The organism is Nonomuraea sp. NPDC049421, from assembly GCF_040677005.1.
In the GTDB taxonomy this organism is placed as follows: domain Bacteria; phylum Actinomycetota; class Actinomycetes; order Streptosporangiales; family Streptosporangiaceae; genus Nonomuraea; species Nonomuraea salmonea.
Window position 1 is genome coordinate 181,445 of sequence record NZ_JBFAQA010000014.1, and the last position, 18,143, is coordinate 199,587.

14 protein-coding genes are annotated in these 18,143 nt (G+C 72.3%); 7 read left to right on the forward strand and 7 right to left on the reverse strand.

All coding sequences use genetic code 11. From position 1 onward, the window contains the following. Positions 1-53: 53 nt before the first annotated feature. Both AB0K18_RS24665 and AB0K18_RS24670 read right to left on the reverse strand, forming a co-directional pair. A complete protein-coding gene (locus AB0K18_RS24665; RefSeq protein ID WP_364918145.1) occupies positions 54-1,496 on the reverse strand; it encodes a wax ester/triacylglycerol synthase family O-acyltransferase in 1,443 nt (480 codons plus the stop codon). 25 nt (positions 1,497-1,521) lie between these two features. Further along, the gene (locus AB0K18_RS24670; RefSeq protein WP_364918147.1) at positions 1,522-1,794 is read right to left on the reverse strand and encodes a hypothetical protein; all 273 of its coding nucleotides are present in this window, start codon (positions 1,792-1,794) and stop codon (positions 1,522-1,524) included. Positions 1,795-1,803: 9 nt separating this feature from the next. Between AB0K18_RS24670 and AB0K18_RS24675 the strand changes: the two genes are divergently transcribed. Further along, positions 1,804-2,982: a cysteine desulfurase-like protein gene (locus tag AB0K18_RS24675; protein ID WP_364918150.1), complete on the forward strand. Its 1,179-nt coding sequence runs from the start codon at positions 1,804-1,806 to the stop codon at positions 2,980-2,982. A gap of 265 nt (positions 2,983-3,247) precedes the next feature. Continuing rightward, a complete protein-coding gene (locus tag AB0K18_RS24680) occupies positions 3,248-3,808 on the forward strand; it encodes a PadR family transcriptional regulator (RefSeq protein ID WP_364918152.1) in 561 nt (186 codons plus the stop codon). A 64-nt stretch (positions 3,809-3,872) separates the two neighbouring features. Here AB0K18_RS24680 and AB0K18_RS24685 read toward each other — a convergent pair whose 3' ends face one another. The 3 genes from AB0K18_RS24685 to AB0K18_RS24695 all read right to left on the reverse strand — a co-directional run bounded on the left by AB0K18_RS24685 (position 3,873) and on the right by AB0K18_RS24695 (position 8,677). Continuing rightward, complete coding sequence (locus tag AB0K18_RS24685; protein WP_364918155.1) at positions 3,873-5,351, reverse strand: HAMP domain-containing sensor histidine kinase; 1,479 nt, start codon at positions 5,349-5,351, stop codon at positions 3,873-3,875. Between the two features lie 71 nt (positions 5,352-5,422). After that, positions 5,423-7,591: a SpoIIE family protein phosphatase gene (locus AB0K18_RS24690; protein WP_364918158.1), complete on the reverse strand. Its 2,169-nt coding sequence runs from the start codon at positions 7,589-7,591 to the stop codon at positions 5,423-5,425. Positions 7,592-7,741: 150 nt separating this feature from the next. Beyond that, positions 7,742-8,677 (reverse strand): hypothetical protein, encoded by a 936-nt coding sequence (locus AB0K18_RS24695; RefSeq protein ID WP_364918161.1) that lies wholly within the window; start codon positions 8,675-8,677, stop codon positions 7,742-7,744. A gap of 356 nt (positions 8,678-9,033) precedes the next feature. On the opposite strand from AB0K18_RS24695, the gene AB0K18_RS24700 reads away from it, so the two are divergent. After that, positions 9,034-12,375 (forward strand): S8 family serine peptidase, encoded by a 3,342-nt coding sequence (locus AB0K18_RS24700; RefSeq protein ID WP_364918163.1) that lies wholly within the window; start codon positions 9,034-9,036, stop codon positions 12,373-12,375. A 254-nt stretch (positions 12,376-12,629) separates the two neighbouring features. Here AB0K18_RS24700 and AB0K18_RS24705 read toward each other — a convergent pair whose 3' ends face one another. Then, positions 12,630-13,367: an SDR family NAD(P)-dependent oxidoreductase gene (locus AB0K18_RS24705; RefSeq protein WP_364918166.1), complete on the reverse strand. Its 738-nt coding sequence runs from the start codon at positions 13,365-13,367 to the stop codon at positions 12,630-12,632. Positions 13,368-13,480: 113 nt separating this feature from the next. Between AB0K18_RS24705 and AB0K18_RS24710 the strand changes: the two genes are divergently transcribed. Continuing rightward, complete coding sequence (locus AB0K18_RS24710) at positions 13,481-14,113, forward strand: helix-turn-helix domain-containing protein (protein ID WP_364918168.1); 633 nt, start codon at positions 13,481-13,483, stop codon at positions 14,111-14,113. A 125-nt stretch (positions 14,114-14,238) separates the two neighbouring features. Next, positions 14,239-14,850, forward strand: a complete 612-nt coding sequence (locus tag AB0K18_RS24715; protein ID WP_364918170.1) for a GPP34 family phosphoprotein — start codon at positions 14,239-14,241, stop codon at positions 14,848-14,850. A gap of 24 nt (positions 14,851-14,874) precedes the next feature. Here AB0K18_RS24715 and AB0K18_RS24720 read toward each other — a convergent pair whose 3' ends face one another. Further along, a complete protein-coding gene (locus AB0K18_RS24720) occupies positions 14,875-15,411 on the reverse strand; it encodes an XRE family transcriptional regulator (protein WP_364918173.1) in 537 nt (178 codons plus the stop codon). 76 nt (positions 15,412-15,487) lie between these two features. Between AB0K18_RS24720 and AB0K18_RS24725 the strand changes: the two genes are divergently transcribed. Next, positions 15,488-16,621, forward strand: coding sequence for an aminotransferase class V-fold PLP-dependent enzyme (locus AB0K18_RS24725; protein WP_364918175.1), 1,134 nt, complete (start codon positions 15,488-15,490; stop codon positions 16,619-16,621). Positions 16,622-16,647: 26 nt separating this feature from the next. Next, positions 16,648-18,036, forward strand: a complete 1,389-nt coding sequence (locus AB0K18_RS24730; protein WP_364918178.1) for an amino acid permease — start codon at positions 16,648-16,650, stop codon at positions 18,034-18,036. Positions 18,037-18,143: the final 107 nt, after the last annotated feature.

An 18,143-nucleotide genomic window follows, 5' to 3' on the forward strand; every position in this document is an offset into this window, starting at 1 on the left:
CGAGGTCCAAGATTTCACATGCCACCGACAAAAGCCCGCGCGGGCCGGGGCTTTCAGTGCGGCAGGCCGGACTCGGCCGCGCGCAGCTCCCGCAGGGCCGCGCGCAGGTCGGTGACCAGCTCCCAGGCGTCGGGCACCATCTCCCTGTCGGTGACGACGCCGACGTCCAGCGAGCCGTCGTAGGAGAAGGCGGTGATGTTGACGCCGCCGCTGACGTCGGTGATCACCGAGACGGGGTGGTGGGCGAGCAGCCGGACGCCGCACACGTACAGGGGGAACTGGGGCCCTGGCACGTTGGAGACGATCAGGTTGATCGGCGGCGCGGCCTGTCCGACCAGGTCGAACGCCGAGCGTGAGGCGAGCCCCATGAGCGCGGCCGGCATCGACTCGCTGAACTCGCGCAGCCACCGCGCGGACGCCGGCGCGAAACGGTCCTTGATGCGCTGCATGGAGTGCCGCACGTGGTACAGCCGCTCCACCGGGTCGGCGAGGTGCACGGCCAGCGGCGCGGTCATGATGGCCACCTGGTTGCCCTCCTCCCCGCCCTCTCCGCCGCCTTCCTCCGGCCGCACCGAGAACGGCACCCCGGCCACCAGCGGCCGGCCCGGCACTCCGCCGTGCGCGGCCAGCCACCGCCGCAGCGCCCCCGCGCACACGGCCATGACGACGTCGTTGACCGTGACCCCGAAAGCCTTGCGCACCTGCTTGATCTCGTCCAGCGGCAGCGAGACGAACGCGAAGCGGCGGTGCGCGGAGACGGGGCCGCTGAACGGCGTGCGCGGCGGGGGCAGCGTAGGCAGATCGGGCGCATGGCCCGCACCGGCCAGGCGGCGGGCGACGGCGGAGACGACGCCGGCGCCGGGCACCTGGGACAGGACCGGGATCTCGTCGAGGTGCGGGACGGCCTGGGCGGCGAAGCGTACGGCGTGGGCGGGGTTGGCGGCCAGGCGGGCCAGGCCGCGCGCCACCATCTCGGCGGTGCCGGGCGGCGGCGCGTCGTGCTCGGGCTCGTCACGGGGCGGCGGCGCCGGCTCGGGGCCGACGTCGAGCAGGGCGGCCAGCACGTCGGCGCCGCCGATGCCGTCCACCGCCGCGTGGTGGATCTTGGTGTAGAGGGCCGTGCGGCCGCCGGGCAGGCCGTGGATCAGGTAGATCTCCCACAGCGGGCGGTTCCTGTCGAGGCGGCGGGGGTGCAGGCGGGCGACCTGCTCGGCGAGCTGCCGGTCGTCGCCGGGCGGGGGCAGGCCGATCTCGCGTACGTGGTAGTCGAGGTCGAGATCGTCCTCCTGCCGCCAGTACGGGTGGTCGAGCCCGAGCGGCACGGCGGCGAGCCTGCGCCGCAGGGCGGGCACGTACGGCAGCCGCCGTTCGAGCAGATCCTGCAGGTCGGCGCGGTGCAGGTGGCCGTCGAGCACGGCGAGCCCGGCGATGTTGGCGACGTTCGTGGCGGTCTCGAAGTGGAGGAACTGCGCGTCCAGGGCGGAAAGCTGCGGCATCGTCACACCTCCGCCCCGAACGCAATCATTGTGCGCCGGTCACTTCAAGAGCGGTCGTCGTCGCGTCCGGCTCGGCGAAGGCCGGCAGCCGGAGCCCCTTCTCCTCCACCTGCCCCAAGTCGGTGGCGGCGAACGGGCTGATGAGCAGCTTGGCCTCGGGCAGGAAGCGTACGGGGGCGGGCACGCCGGCGGGTGCGGGCTCGGCGCGGTGCACGACGTCGGCCACGTCACCCTCGTGACGGGACAAAAGATGCTGACGAGCCAGCGTGGCACGGTTGAGGTCGCGCAGGGTGAGCATCTATATATCATGCCCTTCCCCATCAAAGAGGTACGCGCCGCGTACCCTGCCCTCTCCGACGGTCACGCCTATCTCGACGGCGCCGCCGGCACCCAGGTCCCTCAGTCCGTGATCGACGCCATCGCCACCGCCTACCGGACGGGGATCGGCAACGTGGGCGGCACGTTCCCGGCCAGTCACCGCTCCGACGCGATCGTGGCCGCCTGCCGCGCCGCCGTCGCCGACCTGGTGGGCGGCCGGCCGGACGGCGTCATCCTCGGCCCCAACATGACGACGCTCACCTACCGCCTGTCCAGGGCGATCGCGGGGCCGGGCGACGAGGTGGTGGTCTCGCGGCTCGACCACGACGCCAACGTACGGCCGTGGACGCAGACCGGCGCCACCGTACGGTGGGCCGAGGTCGATCCGGTCACCGGGGAACTGCCGGTCGAGCAGTACGCCGGCCTGATCAACGAGCGGACCAGGGTGGTCGCGGTCAGCGCGGCGAGCAACATCCTAGGCACCCGTCCCGACGTGGCCGCCATCGCCGAGCTGGCGCACCGGGCCGGGGCGCTGACGTACGTGGACGGCGTGCACGCCACCCCGCACGGTCCGGTGGACATGGGGGCGATGGGCGCCGACTTCTACGCGACGAGCGCGTACAAGTGGGGCGGGCCGCACATCGGCGCGGTCGTCGCCGACCCCGGACTGCTGGAGACGCTGCGTCCTGACAAGCTGACGCCCTCGCCGGACACGGTGCCGCAGCGGTTCGAGACGGGCACGGCGGCCTTCGCCGACCTGGACGGCGTGACGGCCGCCGTGGACCACCTGGCCGCCATGGTCCCCGGCACGGGCACCCGCCGCGAACGCCTGCTCGCCTCCATGGCCGCGGCCGAGGAGCACGAGCTGGGGCTGTTCGCGGAGCTGGTGGCCGAGCTGGAGTCGATGCCGCAGGTGACGCTGTACGGCAAGCCCGCCCGGCGCACCGCGACGGCCTACTTCAACGTGGCCGGGCACGAGCCGCGCCAGGTCGCCGAGCACCTGGCGAAGCTGGGGGTCAACGTGTGGAGCGGGCACAGCTACGCCTGGGAGCTGACCGGGGCGCTGGGCATCCGCGACTCGGGCGGCGCGGTGCGGGCGGGCCTGGTGCACTACAACGACCGTACGGACGTGGAGCGCCTTCTCGACGGCCTGACCCGCCTCCGCTGATCCGCGGCCCGCACGACCCCGGGTCACAGCACAGCGGCCATGACGCCGGGCCCGGTGGGGACCGGCGACGGGCTCGGGACGGCACCGGCCGAAGGGCTCGGCGGAGCTGACGTGCCGCGCTGGTGCCGACCGCGCCCCCGCAGGCCGTCGGCACCAGCACCCCTAAGACCGCCGATGAACCCGTCCGCCTGCGCATGGCCGCCTCCTCCGTCAAACTATGTCAGAACTGACATAGAAGCAACGGCGCCCTATCCTTGGCTGCACCATGGCCTCAACGACCTCACCGGCCTCGACGCTCGGCTTCGCGATCCTCGCCGTGCTCGCCCGGGGCAACCGCACGGGATACGACCTCGCCGCCGCCATGCGCAGGCCGGTCGGCTACTTCTGGACGGCCCGCCACAGCCAGATCCACGCCGAGCTGCAGAAGCTCAGGGCCGCCTGCCTCGTCGCGTACGAGTCGGAGCACGGGCCTGGCCCGCAGGACAAGAAGGTCTACCACCTGACGCCCGAGGGCCGGCGGGCGCTGCGCGAGTGGGTCACCGAGCCGCCGCGCGAGCGGCCCGAGCGTGACGAGCTGGTGCTGAAGGCGTACGCGTCGTGGCTGGCCGAGCCGGGGATGGTCCGCCGGATGTTCGCCGAGCAGCTGGCCGCGCACGAGGAGCGGCTGACCGAGTACGAGCGCCACGAGGCCTCCTTCGGCGGCCCGCCCGCCCTCGGCGACCCGCGCTTCGGCAACTACGCGACCCTGCTGTGCGGCCTCGGCTACGAACGGCACCGCATCGAGTGGTGCCGCTGGATGCTCTCCCGCCTCGACGAAGACGCATGACCCGCTCGGAAGAAGGCTCAGCGAGGGTGGGTGGCAACGGGCGCGGCCCCCACGGCGACGGCGGTCAGGCGGGGCCGATGGTGGGGCCGATGGCGGGGTCGTTGGCGGGGTCGTTGGCGGGGCCGATGGTGGGGTCGTTGGCAGGGCGGTCGATGGCGGGGAGGCGGTCGCAGGCCGGGAGGCGGACGACGAACCGGGCGCCGGACGGGCAGTCCTCGACCGTCAGCGTGCCCCCGTGCGCGACGCACGTCTCCCGGCTGACCGCCAGGCCGAGCCCACTGCCGCCGGGGTCGAGCCGCTGCCCCTCGGCCAGCCGGACGAACGGCTCGAAGACCCGCTCGCGGTCGCCGGGCGCGATGCCCTTGCCGTCGTCCTGCACGACCAGCACGGCGTGCCCGTTCCGGCACGCGACGAAGACGTCGATCGTAGACCGGGCGTGCCGGCGCGCGTTGGCGAGGAGGTTGTCGAGCACGCGCGAGAGCTGCACGCGCGAGCCCAGCACGAGCGGGCGTCCGGCCCGGTGCAGCTGGATGTAGGCGCCGGTGCGCGGCTGGGCCGCCAGCTCCTCCTCCACCAGCGCGGTGAGGTCGATCGGCTGGTACGCGATCGGCCCCGCGTCCTTGACCTGGGTGTAGGCGAGCAGGTCGTCGATGATCGCCTGGAGTCGCTCGGTGGTGCGCAGTGTCAGCCGCAGCGCGGAGTGCGAGTCCACCTCGTCGGGGTACATGAGGGCCTCCTCCAGCTGCACGTGCAGGCCGGCGACCGGAGCGCGCAGCTCGTGGGAGACCAGGGAGGCGAAGCGGCGCTGCGCGGTCACCGCCTTCTCCAGCCGGTCGAGGTAGAGGTTGGAGGTGCGGGCGAACCTGGCGATCTCGTCGTCGCCGGGCGGGGTCGGGACCCGCAGGCTGAGGTCCGTGGCGGTGGCCTCGCGCATGGTGTCGCTGATCGTGCGCACGGGACAGAGCATGCGTCCCACCACCACCCAGGTGACCCAGGCCGCGGCGGCGGAGGCGATGAGCACGGCGGCCGCGAAGCCGATCGGCATGTACGGCATGGTCAGCGCGGGCGGGAGCGCCTCGCCGGCGATGATGTAGTGCTCCTGGCCGCCGAACAACGTCTGGGCCACCGGTCCGTCGAACCGCAGCACCGCCACCAGCAGGCACGGGCTCTGCTCGGGGCACGCCATGACGTCCTCGAGGCGCTCGCCGAGTGCGGGCCGTACGTCGGTCAGCGGCGGCAGGTGCGACGCGGCGCCGTTGGCCACCACCACCTGCCCCTCCTGGTCCACGAGCTGCATGTAGTCGGTGCGCAGCTGTGGCTGGGGCTGCGGGTAGTGGCCTGGCGCCATCTGGTTCGCCCAGCTCAGGATGTCCTGGCGCAGGCCCTCTTCGAGGTCCTTGGTGATGCTGTTGCGGATGCCGAGGACGACGAGCGTGGCGACGATCGACAGGACGACGAGGAACAGCCCGCCGACCCAGCAGGTGTAGCGCGCGCGGATCGAGCGCAGGAACGGCCGTCGCCGTCCCGCTCGGCTCAGCCCCATGCCACCACCTCCTCGAGTGGCCGCCATCGGCCGGCCCGGACCCGGGCGAATCGTTCTGTACGCTCCCTCCGTCATGGTCGTGGCAGGTGTTCGAGCAGCAGCAGCGCGATGTCGTCGCCGCGCTGCTCGGCGGCGGGCGCCTGGTCGAGCATGGCCTCGCCCAGGCTGTGCAGCGATTGCGGGCCTGCCTTGGTCAGGTGGGCGGCCAGGCGGGCGATGGCGTCGCCGAGATAGACGCCGGGCGCCTCGATCAGGCCGTCGGTGTAGAGGGCGAGCACGGCGCCGGGCGAGAACGGCACCTGCATCGTCGGATACTCCGCGTCGGGGTCGATGCCGAGCAGCGGCCCCGGCGGCACGTCCACCGGCTCGGCGACGCCGCCGGGTGCGCGCAGCAGGGGCGGCGGGTGCCCGGCGTTGGCCACGGAGAAGGCGCGCAGCCGCAGGTCGAGGTGGAGCAGCAGGCAGCTGGTGAACAGGTCGGTGTCCAGGTCGAGCAGCAGCCTGTTGGCGTTGCGCAGCACCGTGCCGGGGTCGGCATCGGGGTCGGTGGCGGTGGCGTGGATGGCGGTGCGCACCTGCCCCATGAGGGCGGCGGCGGCCAGGTTGTGGCCCTGCACGTCGCCGATGACCGCCACGGCGGCGTGGTCGTGCAGGCGGATGAGGTCGTAGAAGTCGCCGCCGATGCCGACGCCGCGGGTGGCGGGCACGTAGCGGGCGGCCGTCTCCAGGCCCTCGATCTCGGGCAGGCGGTGCGGCAGCAGGCTGGTCTGCAGGCAGTGGGCGGCGTTGTCCTTGGCCTCGTACAGCAGGGCCCGGTCGAGTGCCTGCGCCATCATGCCGGACAGCGAGGTGAGCGTGGCCCGTTCCGAGCAGGTGAAGGGGTGCGGCTGCTCGAAGGCCACCACGCAGGTGCCGGACGCCCTGTCGGACAGCGACAGCGGCAGGAACGCCCACGCCTGCATGTCGTCGGCGTCCAGCGCGGGCTGGTAGAGCGCGCCCATCTCCTCCCGGTCGCTGTAGAACCTGGCCTCGCCGGTCCGCGCGACCTGGCCGGTCATCGTCCGGGAGTCCACCGGCAGCCCGTTGAGCCGTTCGAGGAACGTGCTGCTGAACCCGTGCGCGCCGAGTGCCCGCAGTCTGCCGCCCTCGGCGAGGAAGACCGCCATGGAGTGCACGCCGCAGGCGGCCATCATGTGGTCGCTGACCAGCTCCACGACCTGGCGTACGGTGAGCGCCCTGGTCAGGGTGGCGGCCAGGTGCAGGAGCTCGTGCAGGTGGTGCGGTTGCGGGTGCGCCGAGCCGTCGCCGAGCGCCGTCTGGCCGGTGGTCATGAGGTGCAGGCTGACGCCCGAGGGGTCGGGGTGCAGGCGCGCCTCGACGGTGGTGCCGCCCGACGTGCCGAGCCGGCAGAAGGTGGGCTGCTGGCCGACCACGGCGTGCCTGAAGCGCTCCTTGAAGGTGGGGCCGCGCAGCCAGTCCACCGCCTCCCAGACCACCCGGCCGAGCAGCGCGGTGGGTGCGCCGCCGAGCAGCGCGGCGGCCGGGTCGTTGAGGTAGGTGATGTGGCCGTTCAGGTCGAGCGAGACGCAGCCGTCGCGCAGCCGGTCGGCGAAGCCGAAGGCGGCGAGCGAACGCCCCACGTCGGAGGGACGCGGCGGAAGGGCGGTCAGCGTGCGGGGCTGCGGGGTGACGGAGGGCCGCTGCCCGTCCTCCGCCGTCTCGGCGAGCAGCTCCTGCATGCGGCGGGTGGCCTCGTCGACCACCCCCAGCTCGTACGCCCCCAGCCGCGGCGCCTGCGACGACGACCACATGAGCACCCAGGATCCGGCCATCCGGCCACCGACTCTGAGCGGCGTGGCCAGCACGGAGAAGTGGTACGGCACGAGGAAGGCCATGGAGGGGAAGCGGCGGGCCAGCTCCTCCAGGTCGGGCACCCACACGCGCTCGCCCCGGCGGACGGCGACGGTCGCGGGGACGTCCGCCTCGGCCCGTAGCCTGCCCCACTGCCCGATCATCGGTCCTGGCAGTCCCAGCTGGGCCTGCATGAGGAGCACCTCGTCGTCGGCGTCCAGCAGATAGAGCACGCCGATGTGCGCGCCGGTCGCGCGCGCCGCGCGAACGAGCGTCTCGTCCACTGCCGAGGTGGCCGGGGGCCCGGCCGGCCGGAGCCGGTGAGACGCGCTGAGCCACTCGGTCCCGCGCGACAGCATCGGCTCCTCACGCCTCCCTACGCGAGCCATACGGTCACGGTATCTACCGCTTTGTCCCGATAGGGGAATGCTTGTCGTAATCTGACCGCTTTCCGGGGCGCGGATGGCGGTCTCCAAACCCTCCCGTGGCGTGCCCGCCCGCCGTCGCGGCGGACGGGTCCCGCACCCCCTGCCGGGCCGCTACTCCGCGAGGCTGCCGCAGGTAAAGCCCTTCTCCCGGTCGGGCGAGAACATCTGCACCTCGGTGAGGATCGTGCTCTCGGAGAACTTGCGGAAGGTCAGCGCCCTGTCGCAGTCGTAGACGGCGTAGCCGCCCTCGTGCTCGCCGAGGATCATCATCCAGCGGCTGTCGTAGAGGGGCTTGCCGCTGCTGTCCTGGAGCTTGGCCCACTGCGTCTGGAAGCCGACGGCGTCCAGCAGCGCGGTCGACTCGCCCTTCTCCAGCACGTTGATCGCGCCGTAGATCATCTGGATCATGAGGATGTAGCCGAGTCCGATCCCGGTGAGCGCGCCCACCAGCACCTTCAGCCCCGCCCTGCCGACCGGCTTGCGGCGCAGCAGCCGGAACGGCACCACGTACGCCAGCACGCCGAGCCCGCCCGCGATGAGCACGTCACCGGCCTCGACCGAGATGGAGGCGGTGGGGTCGGCCGCGTCCAGGGCGGTCATGAAGTACATGAAGCCCAGGTACGACGCGCCGGCCCAGGCGGCGGCGAGCACCGCGACGATCCACGGCTGCTTCCGCATGCCCTGCACGGCGCGGCCGGCCAGGCCGCGGGTGACGACGTTCAGCAGCCAGGCGACGCTGATGAGCAGGCCGGTGACGATCGCGCCCAGGATGAGCAGCGGCAGGATCGTGCCCAGCAGCCGGCCGAGCAGCACGGACTGGTCGATGCCGGCCTGCTCGGGGGTGATGCCGAAGATGCCGTACATGCCCTGGTAGCCCATGTAGAGCAGCGCGTACAGGGTGACGCCGAGCGGGACGACGACGGAGCCGACCTTTTCCAGCAGGTCGAGGACGCCGACCTTTTCCTCGGTCTCCTGCTCGGGAGCCGCGGACGTTAAGTCCGGAATATGAGTATCCGCAGAGTGAGCGGTATACGACGGAGAAGTCATGGCTTGGGAGCATAGGGGATGATCACGCCGCTCAAGGGCGGTTTCCCTGTGCCAGGGGTCAGTGGTGGTCGTCACAGTCCGCGTGTCCGGATCCGGACACGACCTGGGAAAACGGGCGATGTCGATCGCAACGTGTGCCGGATTACCGGCGGGATTCTGTCAAGTCACGCGGGTCCCCGGTCAAACCCCGCTGTTTACACTCCGGTTCGGAACCACGCTCTTTTACGGCGCCGTTCCCGCTCGTCACCCGCCGGGGAGGGTCATGGCTCTCCCCTCGCGCGCCCGCGGACGGGGTGACCTGACGGCCTCCCGGGCGCGCGGCGAGCCCGCGCAGCCCTCGACGAGGAGGTCCTTCCGTGTCATCCAGTGCGCTCTTATCCCGTTTACGCCGGCTGGTCACCGTCGCCGCCGGTCTGAGCCTGGTCCTGGCCGCCGCCCCGCTGCCGGGCGCCGCGGCCGCCCCCGACCCGCCGGACAAGAAGTGGACGGCCATCCCGCTCACCCCCTCCGCGGTGGTGGACGGCGCCAAGTCACCGACGGGCAAGCTCGCCAAGAGCGACCCCGCGCTGCTGCGCGCCACCTCCCCCACCCCGGTCAACGTCGTCGTGAAGCTCGACTACGACTCACTCGCCGCCTACCAGGGCGGCCTGCCGGGACTCGCCGGCACCAGCCCGTCCGTCACCGGCCGCGCGCTCGACACGCGCAGCGCGGACGCGAGGAAGTACGGCGAGCACATCGAGGAGGTCGAGAACACCTTCCTCGCCGAGCTGAGGTCGAAGGTCCCTGGAGCCGTCGCCGGCCAGCCGCTGCGGACCGTGTACGGCGGCATCGCGCTGCGCATCCCCGGCGACAAGGCCGACGAGGTGCTCAAGCTGCCCGGCGCGGTCGCCGTCCAGGAGGACAAGCCCGAGCAGCTCCTGACCGACTCCAGCCCCGCCTTCATCGGTGCCCCGACGATCTACAACAAGCTGGGCGGCGGCAGCGGCACGGCGGGCAAGGGCGTGATCGTGGGCGTGCTCGACAGCGGCGCCTGGCCCGAGCACCCGTCGTTCGCGAATCGGCCCGGCCTGCCCGCTCCCCCGCCGACCAAGGACGGCACGCCACGGGCGTGCACCTTCGGCGACAACCCGACGACCCCGGCGAACGACCCGTTCACCTGCACCAACAAGCTGATCGGCGGGCAGCCGTTCCTGGAGACGTACAACGCGGTGTTCGGCGGCGAGGTCTATCCCGACAGCGCCCGCGACTCCAACGGCCACGGCACCCACACCGCCGGCACCTCGGCCGGCGGCCCGGTCGCCGACGCCAACCCGCTCGGCATCAGCCGCGGCCCGATCCAGGGCATCGCGCCCGGCGCGGCCGTGTCGGTCTACAAGGTGTGCGGCCTGGAGGGCTGCTTCCCGTCCGACTCGGCGGCGGCGGTGGCGCGGGCCATCCTGGACGGCGTCCGGGTGATCAACTTCTCGATCTCCGGCGGCGACGACCCGTACAGCGACCCCGTCGAGCTGGCCTTCCTCGACGCGTACGCGGCGGGCGTGCTGGTCTCGGCGTCGGCCGGCAACTCGGGCCCCGGCGCGGACACCACCGACCACCTCGGCCCGTGGACGACCACGGTGGCCGCCTCCACGCAGACCAGGACGTTCCAGACCACGATCAAGCTGCACGGCGGGCCCACCCCGGTGACGGTCAAGGGCGCGTCCATCACGGCGGGCATCTCCTCGCCGCTGCCCGTGGTGCTCGCCTCCGCGCCGCCGTACTCGCGGCCGCTGTGCGACGTGCCCGCGCCCGCCGGGCTGTTCACCGGCAAGATCGTCGCCTGTGAGCGCGGCCCGAACCGGGTGCTGAAGGGCTTCAACGTGCGGCAGGGCGGCGCGGCCGGGATGATCCTCTACAACAGCTTCCCGTTCGACGTCTTCACCGACGCCCACTGGCTGCCGTCGGCGCACCTCGACAAGCCGGAGTCCGACACGCTGCTGAGCTTCCTCGCCGCCAACCCCGGCGCCACGGCCTCGTTCGGGCAGGGCGCCAAGAGCACGTGGCAGGGCGACGCGATCACGCACTTCTCCTCGCGCGGCCCCGGCGGCGACTTCCTCAAGCCGGACGTCACCGCGCCGGGCCTGCACATCATGGCGGGCATGACGCCCACGCCCGAGTCGCCGCTCGAAGGCCCGCCGGGCAACCTCTTCCAGGTCATCTCGGGCACCTCGATGTCGTCGCCGCACGTGGCGGGGGCGGCGGCGCTGCTGTTCGCGCTGCATCCCGACTGGACGCCTGGCCAGGTCAAGTCCGCGCTGGAGACGACGGCCAAGACGTCGGTCACCAAGCAGGACCGTACGACGCCGGCCGACCCGTTCGACATGGGCGGCGGGCGCATCGACCTGACCAAGGCCGGCGACCCCGGCCTGACGCTGGACGAGAGCGCGGACGGCTTCGTCGCGTCGGCCGCCGACCCGCTCAACCGCATCGACCTCAACCTGCCGTCGGTGAACGCCCCGACCATGCCGGGCGTCATCACCGCCAAGCGCACGGTGAAGAACGTCACCGGCAAGACGCTCACCTTCACCGCGTCCGGCAAGACCGTCAGCGGCGCCGCCGTCACCGTGCTGCCGCCGCTGTTCTCCGTCAAGCCGGGCAAGACGGCCAAGCTGAGCATCGTCATCACCGCGCCCGGCCTGCCCGACGGGCAGTACTTCGGGCAGGTGAACCTCAAGCAGGTCGGCGGCTCCCGGCAACTGCACCTGCCGGTCGCCTTCTACCGGCAGGAGGGCGCGATCCCGGTCGACCAGACCTGTACGCCCGACACGATCGCCAGGAACACCGGCGAGTCCACCTGCACGGTCACCGTGCACAACGGCACCTACCAGGACGCCGAGGTGTCCGCGCTCAGCACGCTCGACTCCTGGCTGCGCCTCGCCTCCGTCACGGGGGCGACCAAGGTCGGCACGCAGATCGCGACCACGAAGAAGACGCTGGCCGCGACCCAGCCGCCGAAACCCGTGATCGCGCCAGGTGCGGGGCCGGCCGGGTATCTGCCGCTCGACCTGTTCGGCGTCACCCCGTTCCCGCTCGGTGACGAGCAGGCGGTGAACTTCACCTCACCTGCGCCGTTCACCTTCGCCGGGAGCACCCACACCGTGCTCGGCGTGACGTCCAACGGCTACAGCGTGGCCGGCGGGGCCACCTCGGCCGACATCTCCTTCATCCCGCAGACGCTGCCCGACCCGGCGCGGCCGAACAACGTGCTCGCCCCGTACTGGACCGACCTGAACGGCGCCGGCGCGCCCGGCATCCTCGCCACGGTCCTGACCGACGGGACGAACCGCTGGCTGGTCGTCGAGTGGCGGGTCAACCTCTACGGGACGAACGAGCTGAAGGTGTTCCAGCAGTGGATCGGGATCAACGGCACCGAGGACATCAGCTACGCCTACGACCCGGCCAACCTGCCCGGCGCGCCGCCCGCCGAGTACGGCCTGACCGTCGGGGCCGAGAACGCGGAGGGCACCGCCGGCAGCCAGATCGCCGGACCGCCGGCCGAGGACCTCGTGGTCACCAGCACCCCGGCCGTGCCCGGCGGGACGCTGTCGTACACGATGAAGGTCAAGGGCGTCAGCAGGGGCGCCGGGACCGTCACCACGGCCACCTCGACCCCGCAGGTCAGGGGCATCACCGTGGAGGTGGACCGGATCAACGTCCAGTGACATGACGGGCCGCGGGCGGCTCCGGCCGCCCGCGGCTCCTGCCTGGCGAACGCGGGCATGATCCGGTCGTGGATGAGCCCGATCCGGGTGTCCACGTCCGCCACCTCGGGCAGCTCGCGGCCCATGAACTGCCTCGACACGGGCGGTTCCTCGGCGTGGTGGGCGCCGACGTGCGGGCGGCCAGGTTCGAGGAGCTGCTGCACGGCGTGCTGGCGGCGGGGCCCGCGCAGATCACGCTGGTCGATCAGCCCGCTCTAGGGGATCTGGTCGGTGGGGCGGATGAGCAGCTCGTTGACCGCGACGTGCGGCGGCTGCCCGACCGCGTACACGACGGCCGCGGCGATGTCCTCCGGCTGGAGGGTGCGCATGGCCTCGCCCATCTCGCGCGCGACGGCCCGCCGCGCCGGGTCGGTGATGTGGCCGATCAGCTCGGTGGCGACGAAGCCGGGCTCGACGACGACCACGCGGACACCCCTGGTGGTGACCTCCTGCCGCAGGGACTCGGCGAACGCGTTGACGCCGAACTTGGTGGCCGCGTAGACGCCGCCGCCGGCCGAGGCGATGCGGCCCGAGGTGGAGGAGACCTGCACGACCGTGCCCTTGCTCGCCAGGAGGTGGGGCAGGGCGGCGTGCACGGCGTACATGGAGCCGAGCAGGTTGGTCTCGACCATGCGCACCCACTCGGAGGTGTCGGCGCCCTCGATGGGGCCGCTGAGCATGACGCCGGCGTTGTTCACCAGCACGTCGAGCCTGCCGAAGTGGCCGACGGTCGCGGCCACGGCCGCGCGTACCGACTCCTGGCCGGTGACGTCCAGGTCGAGCGGGAGCAGCTCGCCCCGCGCCTGGTCCGCCAGGGCCTTGAGGCGGTCCGCGCGCCTGGCTCCGGCCGCGACGCGGGCTCCGCCGGCCGACAGCGCCAGGGCGGTGGCCGCGCCGATGCCCGACGACGCGCCGGTGACGAGGGCGACCTTGCCCGCGAGATCGTGGTTCATGTGCGTCCTTTCCGCAGCTCACCGGCCCGCTGTTGCGAAACGGACCGGTTGGTCAGCTTCACCGTAGCAGCTAAACGGACCGCCCGGTCACCTTGGCCGGTAGACTGGCCGGCATGAGCGCGAAGCCCCCTTCGACCCGCAGCGACGCGGTGCGCAACAGGAAGCTGCTGCTCGACGTCGCGGCCAGGACGTTCGCCGAGCGCGGCGTCGAGGTGTCCATCGGTGAGATCGCGCAGCGCGCCGGGGTGGGCAAGGGCACGGTCTTCCGGCACTTCCCCACCAAGGAGGACCTGCTGGCGGCGATCATGCTCGACCTGCTCGACGAGCTGATCGGCACCGCCACAGGGCTGCTCGCCGACGACGACCCGGTGCGGGCGCTGCGCGCGTTCATGACCGCCGGGGTCGAGGCGTTCGTCAGGGACCGGGCGTTCTGCGACGTCATCGGCCGTCCCTCGCTGCAGAGCCAGGAGGTGCGCGACGCGATCCACCGGCTCTGCGAGGCCGCCGAGCGGCTCACCGCGCGTGCCAGGGAGCGGGGCGCCGTACGTCCCGACGTGACCGGCACCGACGTCGCCCTCATGCTGAGCGGCATCCAGCACACCGCGGCGCCGCTGCTCGACGCCGACCCGCAGGCCTGGCGGCGCTACCTGGAGCTGGCCTTCGACGGCCTGACCGCCGTCACCGGCCGTCCGCTGCCCCACCCGCCTGGCCGCCTCACTCTGGGGGAAACCCTCTTGACCACGTAGCCGTTTCGCTGGACGCTCGAAGGCACCCGGCTTGATCGACGGATCTTCCCCGGCTGGCCGCGCGACCACGTCCGAGGTGGACCACGCCGAGAGCACCATGGCGCGCGCGAGAGGGTGAAGGTCGAGTGACCATCGCGGAAGAGCTGCTCCTACTCGCCTACGACAAGGAAGGCCGCCCGGCCGTCACCACGACCTGGCTGGATCCCGCGATCGCCGCCGCCGTGCTGGCCGAGCTGGTCGTGCGCGGCCGGATGGAGCTGTCGGGCAGGAAGCTGTCCGTCCGCGACCCCGCCGGTCTCGGCGAGGACGAGCTGGACGCCGCGCTCGCCCTGATGGGCACCCGCGGCAGGCGGCCCGTCTCGTGCATCCAGCTGCTGCAACGGCACGGCTTACGCCGGCGGCTGCTGGCCCGGCTGGTGACCGGCGGGGTGCTGGCCGAGACGCGCGGCAAGGCGCTCGGTCTCATCCCGGTCAGGCGGTGGCCGGAGGCGCGGCCCGGCGGGCGGGCCGAGATCAGGGCCCGGGTGACCGCCGTGCTGGCCGGGGCGGAGCCCGACGCCCGTACGGGGACGCTCGTCGCGATCCTGCACGCCGACCGCTACACCCGCACGTTCTTCCCCGGCTACGACGACCGGCGCTTCAAGGAGGTCTGCGAGGGCGGTTGGGCCGCCGAGCCGGTGCGGCGCGCGGTGTCCGTCATCGCCGACGCCGCGCTCTACGCCATGGCCGGGGAGTGACGGCCGCTCGGGTGAGCGCGCGGTTCAGTAGCTCGGCGGGGTGGCGGCGATCAGGAAGTCGGCGGGTTCGCCGCCCGGGTTGAGGTAGCGGTGCGGCAGCGCGGAGTCGAAGTAGCAGCTGTCCCCCGCCTCCAGCAGGTGCTCGGCCCCGGCGACCTCCACCACGAGCCGTCCGCGCAGCACCAGCACGCACTCCTCCGACGGGTGCGTCCACGGCTCGGCGGCCGACGAGCCGCCGGGCAGCAGGTGGCCCTCCAGCACCTCCAGCCGCCCGTGACCGGGTGAGACGCGGGTGTAGGAGATCCCCCCGGCGGGCGATTTCACCACCATCCGCCCGTCGCGCCTGACCACGGCCACGGCCTCGCCGTCCGGCTCCTGGAACAGGCTGAACAGCGGCAGGTCCAGCACCTTCGCGATCTTCCTGAGCGTCTCCAGGCTGGGGTCGGCGAGGTCGCGCTCGACCTGGCTGATGAGCCCGCTGGAGACGCCGGTGGCGGCGGCGAGCTGGGCGAGGGTCAGCCCGCGTTCCGTACGGAGCTGCCGGATCCTGGCACCGATCACCCGGCGATCCTATATGCCTTCAATCCCATTAAATCGGTATTGACCTGGTTAAAACTCCCTGGATAGGGTGCCCGAAATGTCGCACCTCTTGAACCCCGCCCAGTTCCGCGCCGAGTTCCCGTCCCTGGACGGCTCCGTGCACCTCGCGAGCTGCAGCCAGGGCGCGCTGTCGTCGCGGCTGGCGTACGCGCTGCAGGAGATCGGCCACTCGCTGCGCGAGGAGGGCGCCCCCTGGGGGACGTGGATGGGGCAGGTCGAGCGGGCCAGGGAGCGGTTCGCCCGGCTGATCGGCGCGGAGCCCGGCGAGGTGGCCGTGCTGTCGTGCGCGTCGGAGGCCGCCTTCCAGGCCGCCTCCTCACTCGACTGGGCGCGGCGGCCCGGCATCGTCACGACCGACCTGGAGTTCCCGTCGATCGCGCACGTCTGGCTGGCCCAGCAGCAGCGCGGCGCCCAGGTCAGGGTGGTGGCCGACAGCGGTGAGCAGGTGGCGGCGGAGGCGTACGAGGAGCTGATCGACGAGAGCGCGGGCCTGGTGTCGGTGCCGCTGCACACCTACCGCAACGGCGCCCGCCTGCCGGTCGAGGACGTCGTACGGCTCGCGCACGAGCAGGGCGCCCGGGTCTTCGTGGACGCCTACCAGGGCGCCGGCGTCACCCCGATCGACGTGCGCCGGCTCGGCTGCGACTACCTGGTGTCCGGCTCGCTCAAATACCTGCTCGGCCTGCCCGGCATCGCCTTCCTGTACGTGCGCGGCGGGCTGGAGCAGCAGCGCGCGCCCGAGCTGACCGGCTGGTTCGGCCGTACGCAGCCGTTCGCGTTCGACCCCCGCCTGCTCGACTTCCCCGGCGACGCCCGCCGCTTCGAGACCGGCACGCCGCCCATCCCGTCCGCCTACGCGGCCAACGCCGGCTTCGACCTCATCGAGCGGATCGACCTGCACGACGTGCGGCTGCACGTGTCCGAGCTGGTGGACGAGCTGGCCGAGCGGCTGGCGGCGGAGGGCGTGAAGGTGGCCTCGCCCGCCGGTGCGCGCGGCCCGCAGGTGGCCATCGCCGACGACGCCCCCGACCGGCTGGCCGCCGCGCTGGCCGAGCGGCGCATCTGGACGGCGCCCCGCGGCGACCTGCTGCGGCTCTCCTTCCACTACTACAACGACCGCTCCGACGTGGACGCGGCCGTCGCAGCCATCAGCTCCTGCCGCAGGAGCTGACCACCCCCTTCGTCGAGAGGTACGCCGTGGACGAGAACGCATCCGGCCTGCAACGCCGGCTGACCGGGCGCCAGCTCACCATGATCGGGCTGGGCGGGGCCATCGGCACCGGGCTCTTCCTCGGCTCCAGCCTGGCGATCTCGCAGGCGGGCCCGGCGACGATCGTCGCGTACGTCATCTGCGCCGGCGTCGCCCTGGTGATCGGCTGGTCGCTGGCCGAGATGGTGGTGGTGCATCCTGAGGCGGGCGCGTTCGGGGTGATCGCGCATCGCTATCTGGGACCGTGGGCCGGGTTCGTGGTCCGGTGGACGTACTGGACGATCCAGGTCATCGCGATCGGCGGCGAGGTCATCGCGGCCGGGATCTACGTACAGTTCTGGTGGCCGTCGCTGCCGCTGTGGCTGCCCGTCACGGTCTTCTCCGTGGTCGTGCTGGGGGTCAACGCGGCCGCCGTCCGGCTGTTCGGCGAGATCGAGTACTGGTTCGCGATGATCAAGGTAGTCGCGATCATCGTGTTCATCCTGCTCGGCCTGGTGCTGGTGACGGTCGGCCTGCCCAGCGCCGACGCCACCGGCCTGACGAACCTCACCGCCCACGACGGCTTCCTGCCCAACGGGATGAGCGGCCTGTTCCTCGCCATGGTGTTCGTCCTGTTCAGCTACATCGGCACGGAGGTCGTCTCGGTCACCGCCGCCGAGTCGGAGAACCCGGTACGCGACATCCCCCGCGCCGCCCGCCGCATGATCACCCGGCTCGCCCTGTTCTACGTGGTCGCCATCGCGATCGTGCTCACCGTGGTGCCGTGGACCACGACGGCCCAGGGCGGCTCGGTCACCGAGAGCCCGTTCGTCACCGTCTTCTCCGCCGCCGGCGTCCCCGCGGCGGCGACGGTGATGAACTTCGTCGTGCTGACCGCCGCCCTGTCCAGTGCCAACACGAACCTCTACCTGACCACCCGCATGATGCACTCCCTGGCCGCCAACGGCTACGCCCCACGCTGGACCGGCCGCCTGAGCGCCGCCGGCGTCCCCCGCAACGCCCTCGCCCTGTCGGCACTCGGCCTGGCGCTCGCGGCAGGCGTGTCGGCGGCCAGCGAAAGCGGCGCCTACCTGGCGTTGTTCGGCGTCTCGGTCTTCGGCGCCCTCGTGGTCTGGCTCCTCATCCTCGCCACCCACCACGCCTTCCGCCGCACCCGCACCGCCCAGGGCCTGCCCCCCTCCCCGGTCCGTTTGTGGGGCGCCCCGGTCACGTCGGGCGTGGTGATGCTGTTCCTGGCCGCAGTGATCATCTCCACCCTGTTCATCGAGCCCCTGCGCCCGGCATGGTGGGCAGGCATCCCGTTCTTCATCGTCGTCAGCATCGCGTACGCGATAACCTCCCGCCGCACCCGCTCGGACGCGACCCGGATCGGGTGAAGGTATTCCCACAAGCGTCCGGCGACTCCATAGTGAGAATGAACAATTACTCTCAGTGAGGAGTCGCCACGATGCCCCCCGTTCTCGGCCTGGAGGGAGGAGGGATA